Below are 15,222 nucleotides of genomic sequence, written 5' to 3' on the forward strand. Positions count from 1 at the left end.
CTCAGAGCAGCCCCAGTTTGCTGCCGCCGCTGCCCGCGGCAGGGGCGGGCGCGGTCTTGCTGTTGAGCTTGATCGCCAGCCGCAGGTCGTTGACGGAATCGGCATTGCGCAGCGCGTCTTCATAGCCGATCTGGCCCGCTTCATGCAGGTCGAACAGGGCCTGGTCGAAGGTCTGCATGCCCAGCTCGCGCGATTTCTTCATCAATTCCTTGATGTCATGCACCTGCCCCTTGAAGATCAGCTCGCTCATCAGCGGTGAATTGAGCAGCACTTCCATCGCCACCTTGCGTCCGCGGCCATCGCTGGCGGGGATCAGCCGCTGCGAAATCATGGCCTTCAAATTGAGCGACAGGTCCATCAGCAATTGCTGGCGCCGCTCTTCGGGGAAGAAGTTGATGATGCGGTCCAGCGCCTGGTTGGCGTTGTTCGCGTGCAGGGTCGCCAGGCACAGGTGGCCCGTCTCGGCAAACGCGATGGCGTGGTCCATGGTGTCGCGGTCGCGTATCTCTCCGATCTGTATCACGTCGGGCGCCTGGCGCAGGGTGTTCTTCAGGGCCGTGGCCCAGTCTTGCGTGTCGACGCCCACTTCGCGCTGGGTGACGATGCAATTGCCATGCGGGTGGATGAATTCCACGGGATCTTCGATGGTGATGATGTGGCCATGGCTGTGCGCGTTGCGGTGGCCCACCATGGCCGCCAGCGTGGTCGACTTGCCACAGCCGGTGGCGCCCACCATGATGACCAGGCCCCGCTTGCTCATCACCACCTCTTGCAGGATGGCGGGCAAGCCCAGCGCGTCCAGCTGCGGGATGGCGGTATTGATGGTGCGCAAGACCATGCCCGCCTGTCCCATTTGCACGAAGGCGGAGACGCGGAAACGCCCCAGTCCCTGCGGGCTGATGGCGAAATTGGCTTCGCGGCTGGCGGCGAAGTCCGCCGCCTGCCGTTCGTTCATGATGGCGCGGATGTAGCCGGCCGCCTGCGCGGCATCGAGCGGGCCTTCCGCCAGCGGCGTCATCTTGCCGTCGAGCTTGATCGCCGGCGGAAAGCCGGCCGTGATGAACAGGTCGGAGCCGCCCTGTTCCCGCATCCGCGCCAGCAGCGCGTGCATGGCGCCATAGTGCTCATGGTTTGTCTGCATGCTGCCTATCCGGGAAAGTTTTCAGGCGACTTGGCGGCCGAACGCGCCGTTTCCGCCGTAATCGTGCCGCGCCGCACCAGGTCCGTCAGGCACTGGTCCAAGGTCTGCATGCCCACGTTGGCGCCCGTCTGGATGGCCGAATACATCTGCGCCACTTTCGCCTCGCGGATCAGGTTGCGCACGGCCGGCGTGGCCAGCATGATTTCATGCGCGGCCACGCGGCCCGTGCCATCCTTGGTTTTGAGCAAGTTTTGCGAAATGACGGCCTGCAGCGACTCGGACAGCATGGCGCGCACCATTTCCTTTTCCTCGGCGGGGAAGACGTCGATGATGCGGTCGATCGATTTCGCCGCCGACGAGGTGTGCAGCGTGCCGAACACCAGGTGGCCCGTCTCGGCCGCCGTCAGCGCCAGGCGGATGGTTTCCAGGTCGCGCAATTCGCCGACCAAGATCACGTCCGGGTCCTCGCGCAGGGCCGAGCGCAGGGCGTTGCTGAACGAATGCGTGTGCGAACCGACTTCGCGCTGGTTGATCAGGCATTTCTTGGGCTCATGCACGAACTCGATCGGGTCCTCGATGGTGAGGATGTGGTGGTTCAGGCGCTCGTTGACATGGTTGACCATGGCCGCCAGGGTGGTCGATTTGCCCGAACCGGTAGGACCCGTGACCAGCACCAGGCCGCGCGGGCGCATGGCCAGGTCGGCGAAGATGCGCGGGGCGTTGAGTTCTTCCAGCGTCAGCACCTTCGACGGGATCGTGCGCAGCACGGCCGAGGCACCGCGTTCCTGGTTGTAGGCGTTGACGCGGAAGCGGGCCAGGCCGGGAATCTCGAACGAGAAGTCGCACTCGAGCGCTTCTTCATAGGCCTTGCGCTGGCCATCGTTCATGATGTCGTAGATCATGCCGTGCACTTCCTTGTGCTCGAGCGGCGCCACGTTCAGGCGGCGCACGTCGCCATTCACCCGTATCATCGGCGGCAGGCCGGCAGACAGGTGCAAGTCGGATGCCTTGTTCTTGACGGAGAAAGCGAGTAGTTCGGAAATGTCCATTTATAATCCCTGTGCCTGCAATGATGGGCTACCGCGCGCTGGCGACAGCGTAGCCCGAATCCACTAGAAAATGATTATGTCCACAATCGAACAGAACTTGCAAGCCGTGCGCAGCAGTATTGCGCAGGCGGCGCTTGACGCGCAGCGTATGCCGGCCGACGTGACCCTGCTGGCCGTCTCGAAGACCTTTGGCGCCGATGCCGTGCTCGAAGCGCTGCGGGCGGGCCAGGCGGCCTTCGGCGAGAATTACCTGCAGGAAGCACTCGACAAGATCGCCGCCGTCCGGCTTGCGTTGCCGCAAGGCGCCCCCGCCTGGCACTTCATCGGTCCCATCCAGAGCAACAAGACGCGCCCCATCGCCGAGCATTTCGACTGGGTGCACACGGTGGAACGGGAAAAGATCGCCGCGCGCCTGTCCGAGCAGCGTCCCGACGGCATGCCGGACCTGAACATCTGCCTGCAGGTCAATATCAGCGGCGAAGCGAGCAAGAGCGGCGTGACGCCGTCTGACTTGCCGGCGCTGGCGCATGCCGTGGCGCACTTGCCGCGCCTGCGCCTGCGCGGCCTGATGGCCATCCCCGAGCCGGAAACGGATGTGGCCCTCCAGCGCCGTGCGTTTGCGCAATTGCGTACGCTGTACGAACAATTGAAGGCGGACGGCCTGGCGCTCGATACCTTGTCGATGGGCATGTCGGCCGACCTGCGCGCCGCCGTGCTGGAAGGCGCCACCATCGTGCGCGTGGGCAGTGCCATCTTCGGTTCCCGACACTATTCCTGATTATAGAAAGAACAACCATGACGACAGAATTGAATATCGCCTTTGTAGGCGGCGGCAACATGGCCGCCGCCCTGATTGCCGGCCTGGCGGGCAAGCTGACCCTGGGCGGCAATATCCACGTGATCGACCCGCATGCGCCGGCGCTGGAAAAGCTGCAGGCACAGTTCGGCGTGACGACGGCGCCGCTTGCGGGCGACGCGCTGCGCGGCATGGACGTGATCGTGCTGGCCGTGAAACCGCAAAGCATGCGCGACGTGGCGGCGCAGCTGCTGCCCTTCCTCGACGGCGAGCGGGCGCCGCTGGTGCTGTCGATCGCGGCCGGCATCCGCGCGGCCGACCTGTCGCGCTGGCTCGGTGGTTACGGCGCCATCGTGCGCTGCATGCCGAACACGCCGGCCCTGATCGGCATGGGCATCACGGGCATGGTGGCCAGCGGCGGCGTCAGCGAGGAACAGAAAAAGACGGCGGACGCCATCCTGCGCGCCGTCGGCCAGACCGTCTGGCTCGATGACGAGGCCAAGATCGATCCCGTCACGGCCGTCTCGGGCAGCGGTCCCGCCTATGTGTTTTACTTTATCGAAGCGATGCAGCAGGCGGCCGCCGAACTGGGCCTGACGCCGGAGCAGGGCACGCAGCTGGCCATCGCCACCTTCACGGGCGCGGCGCAGCTGGCGGCCAACTCCAGCGAACCCGTGTCGCTGCTGCGCGAGCGCGTCACCTCGAAGGGCGGCACGACTTATGCGGCGCTCGCCAGCATGGAAGCGAGCGGCGTCAAGGCGGCCATCGTCCAGGGCATCAAGGCGGCCGCCCAGCGCGGTCGCGAGATGGGGGACGAGCTGGGCAAGTAATGCCGTAGGCTGCCAGGCACAGGTATTTTCAAGGGGGCGGCTGTTTCTTGGCGAAACGCTGTAAGACCGTGCGGATCAGGGGCAGGGCCGCGTTCGCTTGCTTGAGCAAGGAAGCGCCCGCCAGCAGCAGCGGCACGAAGCGGCGCGGGCGCACCAGCAGCAGCCCCAGCACGGCGCCGCCCGCCATCAGGGGAATCTTGAAGCGCGTGGCCAGCGCGCGGCGCAGGTTGCCGCCCGTCAATGGTTGCAGCAGCTGGCGCGTCTGCACGCCCAGCGCCAGGCGCTGCAGCGCGCATTCGGCCACCAGCGCATCGCGCCGCCGCGCCAGGCTGGCGGCGTTGTGCACAGGGGACAGTTTGGTCGGGTGGGTGGTCATGGCTGCTCCGTTCCGCGGCGGGCCAGGTGCTGCAGCTGGTCCAGGTCCTTGTTCAGTTCGGTAAGTGTGAAGGACAGCAGTTTCGGCTTGCTGTGGAAACTGGCGCGCACGCCCAGCAGGGTGGCGAGCGCGGCGGCGATGAAGACGGCGGCGGTGATGGCGATGGCGGCGATGCGATGCGTATCCCAGAACACGACGATCACCAGGAAGACCAGCAAGACCAGGCCGACGAACAGGCACAGCAGCGCCAGCATGGCCAGCGCCAGGTAGGACAGGAAGCGCAGCGACTCTTCTTCCATTTCCACGGCCGCCAGGGCCAGTCGGGTCTGGGCCATGGCGGCAAGCGTCGCTGCGACCTGGGCGACATGATGAACGAGATTCATATGCTGCCTTTCGCGTCAGTGCCCGGCGGCCGGGCCGCCGGCGGGGGCCGCCTGCTTAGCGGCGTGACGAGGAGAGCAGCAGGCCGAACAGCACGCCCACAACGGCGCCCGCGCCCACGGCTTTCCATGGATTGTCCTGCACGTACTCGTCGGTGGCCTTGGCCGCCTTCTTGGTGCGTTCAAGCAAGTCTTCTTCCAGCTTGATCAAGTCCTTCTTGGCCGTTTCCACGGTGGCGATGAACCTGTCCTTGACGGCTTTGACATTCTCGCCCGTCTGGTCCTTGGCGCCATCGAGCCAGCCTTCCGCTTCATTGATGACCGTCTTCAGGTCGCCGACCAGTTTTTCGCGGGCCTTGTCGGCGTCGGCGAGGATGCTGTCGCTGCTGGATTTGCCGGTATGTGTCGAGCTCATGTATTACCTCATGGAAGTGAAACTGCACAGTGAAATACCAGTGTAGGCAGCAGCGGCCAGCCTGTATTGCGCCGCCTCAACGGCTGCCGGGGCGCAAGAGTTATTTGCTAGCGGAAAGCAAAGTCCAGCACCACGCCCGCAAATACCGCTGCTCCTAGCCAGTTATTATGCCGGAATGCCGCAAAACACGGCATCCGCTCGCGTGCGCGTATCAGCGTGTAGTGGTAAACGGCGCAGCCGGCCGCCACCAGCAGTCCCGCCACATACCAGTAGCGCAAGCCCAGGTACCAGCCGCAGGCCAGCCACAGCAGCAGGAACACGGCATAGCACAGCATGACGATGGCCACGTCGTAGCGGCCGAAGGTGATGGCCGAGGTCTTGATGCCGATCTTCAAGTCATCGTCGCGGTCGACCATCGCGTATTCCGTATCGTAGGCCACGGCCCAGAAGACATTTCCCAGCAACAGCAGCCAGGCCACGACGGGCACGCTGTCCGTGATGGCGGCAAAGCCCATGGGGATGCCGAAGCCGAAGGCGATGCCGAGATACGCTTGCGGAATCGCAAAGAAGCGCTTGAAGTACGGGTAGGTGCCGGCGATGATGACGGCGGCCACCGACAATTGCTTGGTGAGCGCATTCAGGGGCAGGATCAGGCAGAAGGCCAGCACGGTCAGCACGCCGGCCACGGCCAGCGCTTCCTTGCCGCTGATGCGGCCGCTGGTGATGGGGCGGTCCATCGTGCGCTTGACGAATTTGTCGATATCCTGGTCGGCGTAGTCATTGATGGCGCAGCCGGCCGAGCGCATGAGGAAAGTGCCAAGAGTAAAAATGAGCAGCAGCCGCCAGTCCGGCACGCCTTGCTGCGCCAGCCACAGCGCGCACAGGGTAGGCCACAGCAGCAATACGGTACCGATAGGCTTGTCCAGCCGTATCAGGCGAAAATACAGCGCCAGCTTAGTCATGGGAAACTCAATCTTGTTGAAGAGAAACGGCGATTATCGCAAATAGTACGTAAATGTACTATTTTCCGGCGAGCGCGCTAGCCTTCTTCGTACAGCGAGTCGATGCCGGGCAGGTTGCAGCTGGCGATGGCGGAACACAGCGCGTCGATGGCCGCCTTGCGCGTAAAACTCTTGCGCCACAGCATCACGACGCGGCGCGAGGGCACGGGTTCCTCGAAAGGACGGTATTCGAGCATGCCGTCGGTCGCATGCATGTTCGCCACGGACGCGCGCGGCAGCACCGTCAGGCCGATGCCGCTGGCGACCATGTGGCGGATGGTTTCCAGCGAAGAACCCTCGAAGGTGCGCTGCATGCCATTGCCGGGCGAGGAAAAGCGCGCCATCTCGGGGCACACTTCCAGCACCTGGTCGCGGAAGCAATGGCCATTGCCCAGCAAGAGCATGGTTTCCGACTTCAAGTCCTGCGCCGTGATCTTCTTGCGCGCCGTCCACGGATGGTGGCGCGGCATGGCGACCACGAACGGTTCGTCGTACAGCTCCTGCATGGCCATGCCGTGCTCGGGCAGGGGCAGCGCCATGATGGCCACGTCCAGTTCGCCTTGGCGCAGCAGCTCGAGCAGGCGAACCGTAAAATTCTCCTGCAAGATCAAGGGCATTTGCGGCACGTGGTCTATCATGGCCTTGACCAGCGGCGGCAGCAGGTAGGGGCCGATCGTGTAGATCACGCCCAGGCGCAGGGGGCCGGCCAGCGGGTCCTTGTTTTGCTTGGCCAGTTCCTTGATGGCGGCCGTCTGTTCCAGCACGCGCTCGGCTTGCGCGATGATCTGCGCGCCCAGCGGCGTGACGGAGATTTCGGCGCCGCCCCGTTCGAACAGCACCACGCCCAGTTCATCCTCGAGTTTCTTGATGGCCACTGACAAGGTGGGCTGGGCAACGAAACAGGCTTCGGCGGCATGGCCAAAGTGTTTCGCTCGCGCGACTGCAACGATATATTTCAGTTCAGTCAGTGTCATAAGGTGATTGAAACACAGGAAGTGCTTACTTGCAATGAATGAAAGGTGGCGGAAACGCCAAACTGTGGCGCCGATGGCGTATTGTAGCGGATCGCCCCCTATAATGCGGGGCATGGCAATGGCGGGAGGCCGTGATGGACGTGAGCGTACAGGCGCTGGAAGCGGTAATTAATTACTGGAGGGCAAAGCAGCCGGCACGCGGCAACGAATATGCGCTGTCGCCACCGGTCAGCCGGCTGGCCACCGTGTATGCGCTGATGATCTTTCAGCACCAGGATGCCATCGCGCAAGAGCGGCTGGACCCTGGCACGGTGGCCCTGATCGATGCCTGGCGCGCCGACGGCGGCGGCATCCATGGCGATAGCCACCCGTGAGCCAGTCCTGATTTAACCCAACAACGAGAGCGATACCTATGCCTGACTTTGAACACAAGATATGCGGCCGCGACACGCTGCGCGCGCGCGTGGCGGCCTTGCCCAAGCCGGTGGTGGTGACGAACGGCGTGTTCGACATCCTGCACCGCGGCCACGTGACTTACCTGGCGCAGGCGCGCGCGCTGGGCGCCTCGCTGGTGGTGGCCATCAATACCGATGCCTCCGTCAAACGCCTGGGCAAGGGCGACGACCGCCCGCTGAACAGCTGCGAAGACCGCCTGGCCGTGCTGGCGGCGCTGGAATCGGTGAGCCTGGTCGTGCCGTTTTCGGAAGACAGCGCGCTGGAAGTGGTGCAGGAAATCATGCCCGAAATCTATGTCAAGGGCGGCGACTACGACATGACGGCCATTCCTGAAGGAAAAGCCGTGCTGGCCTATGGCGGCCAGGCCGTGGCGATCGACTTCGAACACGACCGCTCGACCACCAAGCTGCTGAGCAAGGTACGCCAGCAATAGCCGCCTGGCAACGGTCGCATGGCCGCCTGGCGCCTGCGGCCATGCGCATATTTCAATAAGGATGAAAAGACGCTACTATGGGAATCAGGCTCAGGCTGGGATCTCGGTTCCGCAGCCCCGGCGTGCAGGATGGTGTGTCAAGTCGCGTTTTGCGCGGCTTTGTTTGCAATAGAAAACTTAATGAACCTTAAAACCTCTGGGGAATGGCCGCTGGCGTCGGGCACGTGGCGCGCTGCCGATGGCGGATGGGCGTTGCTGCGCACGGCGGCAGGCAATGCCGTCTCGCCCTTGTTGAGCCTGGCCGATGTGGGCAGGCTGATGCACGCCCGCCGCCTGCCGGGCGAACCCGTGCGCCACTACCCCCCTGAATTTTCCTTTGATCCGGCGACAGGCACGCCGCTGCAAGTGCCGCCCGAGGCGGGGGGCGCGCTGCCATGGGTGCCGCCGTATGGCGCCCATCCCGTCAGCGACCGTCCCGTGGCCGGGGCGGCCGGCTTGCACCAGGCCTGCATGCCCTTGCAGCTGGCCGACCAGCGCGCGCGCGCCGAGCATGCGGAAGCGGATGCGTCGCTGCCCTTGCCGCCGCCCGGCGAATATGAGTTCTTTTCCGCCCGCTTCGGCACGGCAGGGCAGGCCTTGCTGGCGCTGGACCCGCGCAAGGCCGCCCTGCACGCCTGGCTGCCTGGCTCGAAACGCTGGCTGGCGCTGCAGGCGGACGAGGGCGGCTTGCTGGCCGAAACGGACCTCGGCGCCGGCGCCTGGCGCGCCGAACTGATCCCCGCATTCAACAGCGTGCTGTACCTGCCGACCGGACACGGCCTGGCCTGCGTCCATGCCGACGTGGCCGCGCTCGGCTACCGGGTCGAGCACCTGGGTGGGGCGCCATGCGTGGGGGCGCCCATCCGTTTCCAGAACCGCCTGTGGGCGCCGCTGCGCGACGACGACGGCCGCATCCGTTTCGTCAACGTCGATGCGCAGCAGCAACGCGGCACCGACGTGCTGCTCGATGGCGTCGTCGCCACGGGCATGCTGGGCGCGCCCGTGGCCTACAACCGCATGGCCGTCTGGCCCGGCGCGCAGGGCCAGTTGCGCCTGCAGCTGCAGCCCGACGGCGACGTGGCCGCGTCGTTCACGCCGTGGCCGGCGGGCCTGGAAGCGCATTTCGAGTTTGGCAGCCCCTATTTGTCGCGTGACGGGGGCTTGTGGCAATTGTGCTTCGAGGAAAGCCGCAACACCTATGTCTACCTGAAGCTGGGCAGCCAGCCCGAGCGCGCCGACGCGCTGGCGCCGCGCCTGTGTTCGGGCAGCGTCAATTACCGTTTTGCCGCCAAGCAAACAACGGCGCCGTGGGAAGAGCCGGAGCACGGCGATGACGGCGGCCGCAACCAGGTCGTCATGCCGCTGCTGGAAGCGGGCGGGGGCGGCAGCGTGTTCGGCGTCAAGTGCGAAACCAGCGCCGGGCTGTTGAGCCTGCTCAATTCCACCGAGCGCCTGCGGGCCCGGCTGGTGCAGGACGACGGCGTGCGCGAAACGGTGTTCCATTCGTTCTTTGTCAGCGAACCGTGGCGCACGCGCCTGTTTGCCAGCGAGGGCCGGCTGTGGGCCTACCACCCGCTGCTGTCGCGCATCGATGGCTGGACCTTGCAGGCATGAGGGCGCGCCTGCTGCTTGCCGCGCTTGCCGCCGCGTGCGCCACGGGTGCCGCGCACGCGGCCGGCATCCAGCAGGCATTCCTGGTACAGAATTCGGGCTGGATGGAGCCATTTTATACGGATCAGCATTCGCAGCTCAAGGCGCTGGTGGGCGCCGTGGCGCAGGCGGCCACGACGCCGGACGACAAGGTGTACACGCTGGCGTTCAGCCAGAGCAGCGGCAGCCATGTGTCGCCGTCGCTGATCGCGCAGGGGCAGGGCGGCGCCGGCGTGGGCCGCCAGCTGGCCGGCCTGGGCCTGGCGCGCAAGGGCAGCGGCGGCGCCCTGGCCGACACGGATTTCCAGGAAGCCGTGACGAAGACCATCACGGGACCGTTCCAGTCCGCCTCGGGCATCGTGTGGATCTTCACGAACAACAGGAACAGCCCGAATAACGATGGCCAGACGGCCGCGCGCAACCGCGACTTCTATCGCCTGCTGCACCTGGAGCCGTCGATCACCAGGACGCTCGTATTTCCATTGCGCATGCCGGTGCAGGGCAAGCTGTACAGCGCCAAGGGCTTGATGGTGTATGCGCTCGCGTATGGCCAGCCGGCGTCGGACGCGCTGAACCGCATCCTGGCCGAAGGGCGGCTGTCGCAAGTGCTGACGCGCCCGCCCGCGCGCCTGAAACCGGTGGACCAGGATGCCGTGCGCATCGTGCCCCAGTCCGTCCAGAACAGCGAGCATGTGCACGCCAGCCTGGGCCGCGACGGGCGCACCATCGTGCTGGACGTCGACGCGCAAAACCTGGTGCCGCAGGTGGTGCTGCAGGCATCGCTGCAAAACATGTTTTACCCCTACGTGATCGACAGCGCCACGGTGCACGCCGCGCTGGCCGGCCAGCGCGTGCCGCTGCAGGTGACGCCGGCGCAGATCCGCCGCCTGCAGCCGGGCGCCAGCCAGTCCGTGCAGGTGCGTTTCGCGCTGCCGATGGCGCAGATACCGTCGCCGTGGTCGGCGCAGGCGCTGGCCGCGATGGGCAAGCAAGTCTTGCTGCCGATGCAGGCGACAGTGGCGCTGAGCGCGCAGCGGCTGGCCGTGGCGCCCGCTTTTTCGCAGGATTTGCAGGACCTGTTTCCCGGCGATCCGCTGTCGGAAATCTTTACGCCGCCCGACAGCGTGCGCGCGTCGCAAGCGATGTTACCCTTGCTGGTGCGCATACAGTATCCCTTGCTGCCCGTGCTGGCGATGCTGGGCGGCGTGCTGGCGCTGGTGCTGGGCGTCATCGCGCTGGGCTTGCTGGGCACGCGCGCCACGCGCTACAAGGTGCTGGTCGACGGCGTGCCGCGGCAGGTGCTGTTGAAACCGTTCAAGCGCCTGCTGATCCGCGACGAACAGGGCGGCGAGGTGGGCGAGATCCGGCGCGGCCTGGGCCGGCCGGCCGTGGTGCGCGTGGCGCAGGGCCGCGCCCTGAGCATGGCCTGAGCGGCCGGCATTGCATTTGTCCCATTCATTACACTATTACTTCGAGGCAGACCATGGCGCAAGATACTCCCAAAGACAACCCAGGTTTTACGCTGCCGGCCCCGCTTCCCGCATCGGCCTCGGCGGCGGCATCGGCCGATGCCCCGGCGGCCACGGCCACCACCGAGCCCGTGCCTGCGCTCGATCCGGCCAGCGCCACCGATACCTCGGCGCGCGACACGCTGATCGGCGGCGCCGTGCTATTGCTGTTGTTCATTGCTTTCTTCTTTGCCAAGAATGCCTATGCGAATGGCCTGGTGGCCAAGCGCGTGCCGCCGAACAAGGCCAACGCGGCCGGCTGGTGGCTGTTCATCTTCCTGGCCAGCCTGGCCACCGGCCTGGTGCTGGCGGCCGTGAACGCGCATAAATTCCTCGCGCCGCTCTTCATGGGACCGCTGGTCCTGGTGGGCCTGGTGGCCTTGCTGTTAACTTTCACGTCGAGCCGCCGCTAGGCCGCGCGCGCTTTCAGGAATCCCCATGGCAGACATTCTGAACCAGACGCTCGACGGCGCCGCCGCCGAGCGCAAGCAGGACAAGATCATCGAACTGCGTCCGACCCTGTTCATCGGCATCGGCGGCACGGGCATGCAGGTGCTGATGCGGGTGCGCCGGCGCATCCTCAATGCCCAGTGGGGCGGGGCGGGGCAGCGCGCGCGCATCGAGGGCCTGTCCGAGTTTCCCATCGCCCAGTTCATCCATTTCGACCTGGACCATGGCGCCGTGATCGAGAGCGGTGAATCGCAGGCGAAGGACCTGCAGTTCGAGCAGGTGAAGTTTGGCGACGACGACAAGGTGGTCGAAGCGTTCGACATGGACAAGTACAGCCGTGATGAAGATTCGCTGGAGAAATATCCGCACATCAAGGAATGGCTGCCGCTGACGCCGCAGCGCATCCGCGAACTGCGTTTCGACATGAGCAGCGGCGCGGGCCAGATCCGCGCCGTGTCGCGCCTGTATTTCTTCGACAAGTATGCGAAGGTGCGCGACAAGATCCGCCTCAAGCTGAAGGCCCTGAAGGCGGGCCTGTCGCACGAGCGCCAGCTGGCCGAGCTGGGTTTGCGCATGGAAACGAACCGCTTCCGCATCGTCGTCGTCGGTTCCGTGGCGGGCGGCACCGGTTCCGGCTCCTTCCTCGACATGGGCTTGCTGGCGCGCTGGCTGGCGCGCAGCGAAGTGGGCACGGCCGACGTCGAGCTGATGCTGTTCCTGCCGACCGGATATACCAAGGCCAACAAGGACAGGGTGGAGGCCAACGGCTATGCGGCGCTGATGGAGCTGGAATCGGCGATGATGGGCAACAAGGGCTATGTGGGCCGCTGGGATGCGTATGACCGCCCGGAACTGTCGCGCGAGCCGTACAGCGAGGTGTACCTGATCGATTCGGGCAACCTGGCCCAGCAGCACACCAAGGATGTGGCCGACGTGTATCACATGGTGGCCGATTCGCTGTTCGAGGATTTCGCCTCGGCCGATTTTGCGCGCGCCAAGCGCTCGATCGCCGTCAACCAGGCGCAGCACAAGAATGCGCTGTACAACGCGCCCGTGCCGCAGGACCGCTTCGGCGACATGCGCCTGTATTACTCGAAGCGCTATTCCGCGTTTGGCATGGCCGTGCTCGACACCCGGCAGGATGCGGCACGCGACGCGCGCGCGCACCGCTGGGCCGGCGCCATGCTGCGCGCCTTCTTTGGCGTGGGCGCCAGCGATGGCGCCGTCAACCGCGCCACGGATGTGCAGCGCGATAACTTCCTGGCCGCCAATATGTTCCTGAAGGGCACGCCCTTCAGCGCGTTTCCCGAGTTTTCCGACAAGAGCATCGAACTGAAGCGCTCGAACGGCGACTTCATCGATTTCCGCATGGTCGACGAATTGCTGGAAGACCGCCACGGCCACCTGCTGGCCGGCGTGGAAAACCGCGTCAATACGCGCATCAACGACATCCGCACGGGCTTCGACCGCAGCGAATGGCCGGCGCAGGTGCGCGATGCGATGGGCCACCTGGAGCGCGATGCCGTGCGCGACCAGGACTCGAATGCCGATACGACGGAAGACCGCATCAGCCGGCGCCGCCGCGAAGTGCTGGAGGAAGTCAAAAAGGTCGTGCGCGACCAGCTGTATGGCTATCTCGACAACAAGGATTTCGGCGGACTCGAATACGTGCTGTCGCTGGTGGAACAGATCAAGGACCGCATCGAGGCGTCGGGCAGCGGCCTGATGGCGCAGATCGGCCACAATGCCGAGCGTTACAGCGAGATCAAGGAAGCCGTGCGCTCGCGCGAATACGAGCGGCTGCTGAATAACCTGGAACAGACGCGCGGCGGCTTTTCCTTCTTCAGCAATAGCGAAAAGCAGGCTGGCGTGGTGATGGACCACTTGCGCATCGAAATGGCGAATGCGCTGAAATTTCATTTGCGGGCCAAGGCGGCCGACGAGGCCGTGATGCTGCTGGCTGAACTGTCGCGCTGGCTGGGCAACCGCATCGGCGTCGATGGCCAGGGGCGCGCGCAGTGGAACGGTCTGGTGGGCGAACTGCAGGCGGGCCGCGAAGGTGTGCTGGCCATGCTGGCCGAGTTGAACCTGGCCAATGCCATCTTGCAGAAAGACCTGGAAAAGGAACATGCGACGCTGATCGTCATCCCCGTCACCGGACGCGAGATCGCGCCGCCGTCGCCCGTCGTGCTGCGCCAATGGGCCGACGAGGCCTTCAAGGACATGGGCGGCTCGAAGGCCCTGTTTCCCATGCTGAATGAACCGGTCCAGCGCGCGCTGATACTGGAAAAGGTCACGCGCATGGCCGAGAACATGATCGCTGCCATGGGGGCGCAGGAAGGCGCGGCCAGCGTGCCCGATCCCCTGGTCGAGGCGCTGGAGCAGATGGAGGTGGCCGAGCGCCTCGACCGCTTCCGCAAATTGCTGGCCTGCGCCATGCCATGGATAGACGCCAACATGGCGGGCGATTTCACGGTGGTGTCGGACCAGTTCAAATGCGTGATCGGCGTGGCCAATGCGGCCGCTTTCCGGACCCGCTTCGGCGCCGAGCTCGAATCGTGCATGCCGACCCAGGTGGGCATCACGGTGAGCCAGCTGGAGATCGTCGAGACGGGCATCCGCGGACGGGCCGTCTGCTACAGCGAGCTGGCCGGCGTGCCGATGACGGTGCTGCGCGGCCTGGAAGGCTGGCGCACCAGCTACCGCAAGGAGGGCGACAATGACAAGGCGCCCACGCATACGCATATCGATCCGACCCAGTTCACGCATCCGATCGCGCCGAACACGGATGAAATGAAGCGCCTGGCGGAAGACTTTGGCCAGTTCCTGCAAGCAATTATGCTGGGCATCCTGACGCGCCACACGGGCCGCGTGGTGCCGCCCGGGCAGTACCAGTTTGCCGTCGAGCCCGGCGACTTGCGGCGCATCGGCAATGAGCGGGCGATACGCCAGAATGGCTTGCCGGCCTCGTACCAGAAGAATATCGAGTTGCGCATCGAAGAAAAACTGGCCGCGCTTGACGCCGTGCAGACCACGGCGCTGGCGGCGCTGGCAAAATACCATGAACGCACCGTGTATGCGCCCCGGCTGATCGCCCAGGCCGACGGTTCGCAGGAAGAATACAAGGGCTTCGGCAGCGCCATTGCCGCCGAAGTGTTCGGCCGCCTGCGCGAATCGGCGCGCCGCAAGGGACTCGACAGCGAGGAGTTCGAGCAGGCGCTGGCGACCCTGCTGGCGCGCCAGAAGGAATGGGCGCACGTGATCGGCGACTCCGACAGCGATGCCTATGACTGGGAAGTGCGCGCACCGGAAGCCGATGGCCAGCCGCGCCTGAAGTACGCGATCAAGGCCGAGATGCTGGAAGCGGGGCGGCTGGAACGCTGGCTCTATCCCCCAAGGGTGGCGCCTGCGGCGGCAGCGGCGGCGCCAGCCGACATGCCGCCTGGGCTGGGCGGCTTGCCGCCGCCGCTGCCCGAACTGCAGTATTTTTTGGGCATCCTGGGCCAGCAGCAAGGACCGTACACGGCCCGGCAGATCGCGCAGTTCGTGCAGGCCGGACAGGTCGTCCCGGCCAGCACCAAGGTCTGGCGCGCCGGCATGCCGGCCTGGGCCGAACTGGCGCAGCTTGCCGAACTGGCGCCGCTGCTGCAGGATGTGCCGCCGCCGCTGATGCCGCCGCCATTGGCGTGAGCGGGGGCGTGAACGGCCAGGCGAGGGAGCCGTC

The 15,222-nt window shown here is 65.4% G+C and carries 15 protein-coding genes; 8 read left to right on the top strand and 7 right to left on the bottom strand.

Features of this window, described 5'->3' with window-relative positions:
* Window position 1 precedes the first annotated feature (1 nt).
* Together AC3RCJ_RS05570 and AC3RCJ_RS05575 are read right to left on the bottom strand one after the other, a co-directional pair.
* Complete coding sequence (locus AC3RCJ_RS05570) at window positions 2-1,141, bottom strand: PilT/PilU family type 4a pilus ATPase (protein ID WP_492959747.1); 1,140 nt, start codon at window positions 1,139-1,141, stop codon at window positions 2-4.
* Between the two features lie 5 nt (window positions 1,142-1,146).
* Complete coding sequence (locus tag AC3RCJ_RS05575) at window positions 1,147-2,190, bottom strand: type IV pilus twitching motility protein PilT (RefSeq protein ID WP_492959745.1); 1,044 nt, start codon at window positions 2,188-2,190, stop codon at window positions 1,147-1,149.
* 76 nt (window positions 2,191-2,266) lie between these two features.
* On the opposite strand from AC3RCJ_RS05575, the gene AC3RCJ_RS05580 reads away from it, so the two are divergent.
* Both AC3RCJ_RS05580 and proC read left to right on the top strand, forming a co-directional pair.
* Window positions 2,267-2,968 carry a YggS family pyridoxal phosphate-dependent enzyme gene (locus tag AC3RCJ_RS05580; RefSeq protein WP_492959743.1) on the top strand — a complete coding sequence of 234 codons (702 nt, stop codon included), beginning with the start codon at window positions 2,267-2,269 and terminating at the stop codon, window positions 2,966-2,968.
* A gap of 17 nt (window positions 2,969-2,985) precedes the next feature.
* The gene (gene proC, locus AC3RCJ_RS05585; RefSeq protein ID WP_492959741.1) at window positions 2,986-3,816 is read left to right on the top strand and encodes a pyrroline-5-carboxylate reductase; all 831 of its coding nucleotides are present in this window, start codon (window positions 2,986-2,988) and stop codon (window positions 3,814-3,816) included.
* A gap of 28 nt (window positions 3,817-3,844) precedes the next feature.
* On the opposite strand, the gene AC3RCJ_RS05590 is transcribed toward proC, so the two are convergent.
* The 5 genes from AC3RCJ_RS05590 to AC3RCJ_RS05610 form a co-directional block, all read right to left on the bottom strand.
* The gene (locus AC3RCJ_RS05590; protein WP_492959739.1) at window positions 3,845-4,192 is read right to left on the bottom strand and encodes a hypothetical protein; all 348 of its coding nucleotides are present in this window, start codon (window positions 4,190-4,192) and stop codon (window positions 3,845-3,847) included.
* Window positions 4,189-4,575 (bottom strand): phage holin family protein, encoded by a 387-nt coding sequence (locus tag AC3RCJ_RS05595; protein WP_492959737.1) that lies wholly within the window; start codon window positions 4,573-4,575, stop codon window positions 4,189-4,191. The genes AC3RCJ_RS05590 and AC3RCJ_RS05595 overlap by 4 nt, the downstream gene beginning before the upstream one ends.
* Window positions 4,576-4,630: 55 nt before the next feature.
* Window positions 4,631-4,987 carry an ElaB/YgaM/YqjD family protein gene (locus AC3RCJ_RS05600; RefSeq protein ID WP_492959735.1) on the bottom strand — a complete coding sequence of 119 codons (357 nt, stop codon included), beginning with the start codon at window positions 4,985-4,987 and terminating at the stop codon, window positions 4,631-4,633.
* 107 nt (window positions 4,988-5,094) lie between these two features.
* Entirely contained in the window at window positions 5,095-5,949 is an 855-nt protein-coding gene (gene ubiA / locus AC3RCJ_RS05605) for a 4-hydroxybenzoate octaprenyltransferase (RefSeq protein WP_492959733.1), read from the bottom strand.
* A gap of 77 nt (window positions 5,950-6,026) precedes the next feature.
* A complete protein-coding gene (locus AC3RCJ_RS05610; RefSeq protein ID WP_492959731.1) occupies window positions 6,027-6,962 on the bottom strand; it encodes a hydrogen peroxide-inducible genes activator in 936 nt (311 codons plus the stop codon).
* A 134-nt stretch (window positions 6,963-7,096) separates the two neighbouring features.
* Here AC3RCJ_RS05610 and AC3RCJ_RS05615 point away from each other — a divergent pair, with 134 nt between their 5' ends.
* From AC3RCJ_RS05615 to AC3RCJ_RS05640, 6 genes are all read left to right on the top strand, one after another.
* The gene (locus tag AC3RCJ_RS05615; protein WP_492959729.1) at window positions 7,097-7,336 is read left to right on the top strand and encodes a DUF3717 domain-containing protein; all 240 of its coding nucleotides are present in this window, start codon (window positions 7,097-7,099) and stop codon (window positions 7,334-7,336) included.
* Between the two features lie 38 nt (window positions 7,337-7,374).
* Window positions 7,375-7,851, top strand: coding sequence for a D-glycero-beta-D-manno-heptose 1-phosphate adenylyltransferase (gene rfaE2 / locus AC3RCJ_RS05620; RefSeq protein ID WP_492959727.1), 477 nt, complete (start codon window positions 7,375-7,377; stop codon window positions 7,849-7,851).
* A 180-nt stretch (window positions 7,852-8,031) separates the two neighbouring features.
* Window positions 8,032-9,504: a hypothetical protein gene (locus AC3RCJ_RS05625; protein WP_492959725.1), complete on the top strand. Its 1,473-nt coding sequence runs from the start codon at window positions 8,032-8,034 to the stop codon at window positions 9,502-9,504.
* Window positions 9,501-10,970, top strand: coding sequence for a hypothetical protein (locus AC3RCJ_RS05630; protein WP_492959723.1), 1,470 nt, complete (start codon window positions 9,501-9,503; stop codon window positions 10,968-10,970). Before AC3RCJ_RS05625 ends, AC3RCJ_RS05630 begins: the two co-directional genes overlap by 4 nt.
* 53 nt (window positions 10,971-11,023) lie before the next feature.
* Window positions 11,024-11,461: a hypothetical protein gene (locus tag AC3RCJ_RS05635; RefSeq protein ID WP_492959721.1), complete on the top strand. Its 438-nt coding sequence runs from the start codon at window positions 11,024-11,026 to the stop codon at window positions 11,459-11,461.
* A gap of 25 nt (window positions 11,462-11,486) precedes the next feature.
* A complete protein-coding gene (locus tag AC3RCJ_RS05640) occupies window positions 11,487-15,188 on the top strand; it encodes a tubulin-like doman-containing protein (protein WP_492959719.1) in 3,702 nt (1,233 codons plus the stop codon).
* The last annotated feature ends 34 nt before the right edge of the window (window positions 15,189-15,222 follow it).

The sequence above is a fragment of the Janthinobacterium sp. GW822-FHT07H11 genome, assembly GCF_058798615.1.

What these genes read in the sequence shown, in the direction of transcription:
- AC3RCJ_RS05625 (WP_492959725.1), top strand. Translation starts at nt 8,032, where the DNA reads ATGAACCTTAAAACCTCTGGGGAATGGCCGCTGGCGTCGGGCACGTGG.
- AC3RCJ_RS05610 (WP_492959731.1), bottom strand. Translation starts at nt 6,962, where the DNA reads ATGACACTGACTGAACTGAAATATATCGTTGCAGTCGCGCGAGCGAAA.
- rfaE2 (WP_492959727.1), top strand. Translation starts at nt 7,375, where the DNA reads ATGCCTGACTTTGAACACAAGATATGCGGCCGCGACACGCTGCGCGCG.
- AC3RCJ_RS05575 (WP_492959745.1), bottom strand. Translation starts at nt 2,190, where the DNA reads ATGGACATTTCCGAACTACTCGCTTTCTCCGTCAAGAACAAGGCATCC.
- AC3RCJ_RS05615 (WP_492959729.1), top strand. Translation starts at nt 7,097, where the DNA reads ATGGACGTGAGCGTACAGGCGCTGGAAGCGGTAATTAATTACTGGAGG.
- AC3RCJ_RS05570 (WP_492959747.1), bottom strand. Translation starts at nt 1,141, where the DNA reads ATGCAGACAAACCATGAGCACTATGGCGCCATGCACGCGCTGCTGGCG.
- AC3RCJ_RS05630 (WP_492959723.1), top strand. Translation starts at nt 9,501, where the DNA reads ATGAGGGCGCGCCTGCTGCTTGCCGCGCTTGCCGCCGCGTGCGCCACG.
- AC3RCJ_RS05595 (WP_492959737.1), bottom strand. Translation starts at nt 4,575, where the DNA reads ATGAATCTCGTTCATCATGTCGCCCAGGTCGCAGCGACGCTTGCCGCC.
- AC3RCJ_RS05580 (WP_492959743.1), top strand. Translation starts at nt 2,267, where the DNA reads ATGTCCACAATCGAACAGAACTTGCAAGCCGTGCGCAGCAGTATTGCG.
- AC3RCJ_RS05600 (WP_492959735.1), bottom strand. Translation starts at nt 4,987, where the DNA reads ATGAGCTCGACACATACCGGCAAATCCAGCAGCGACAGCATCCTCGCC.
- AC3RCJ_RS05635 (WP_492959721.1), top strand. Translation starts at nt 11,024, where the DNA reads ATGGCGCAAGATACTCCCAAAGACAACCCAGGTTTTACGCTGCCGGCC.
- ubiA (WP_492959733.1), bottom strand. Translation starts at nt 5,949, where the DNA reads ATGACTAAGCTGGCGCTGTATTTTCGCCTGATACGGCTGGACAAGCCT.
- proC (WP_492959741.1), top strand. Translation starts at nt 2,986, where the DNA reads ATGACGACAGAATTGAATATCGCCTTTGTAGGCGGCGGCAACATGGCC.
- AC3RCJ_RS05640 (WP_492959719.1), top strand. Translation starts at nt 11,487, where the DNA reads ATGGCAGACATTCTGAACCAGACGCTCGACGGCGCCGCCGCCGAGCGC.
- AC3RCJ_RS05590 (WP_492959739.1), bottom strand. Translation starts at nt 4,192, where the DNA reads ATGACCACCCACCCGACCAAACTGTCCCCTGTGCACAACGCCGCCAGC.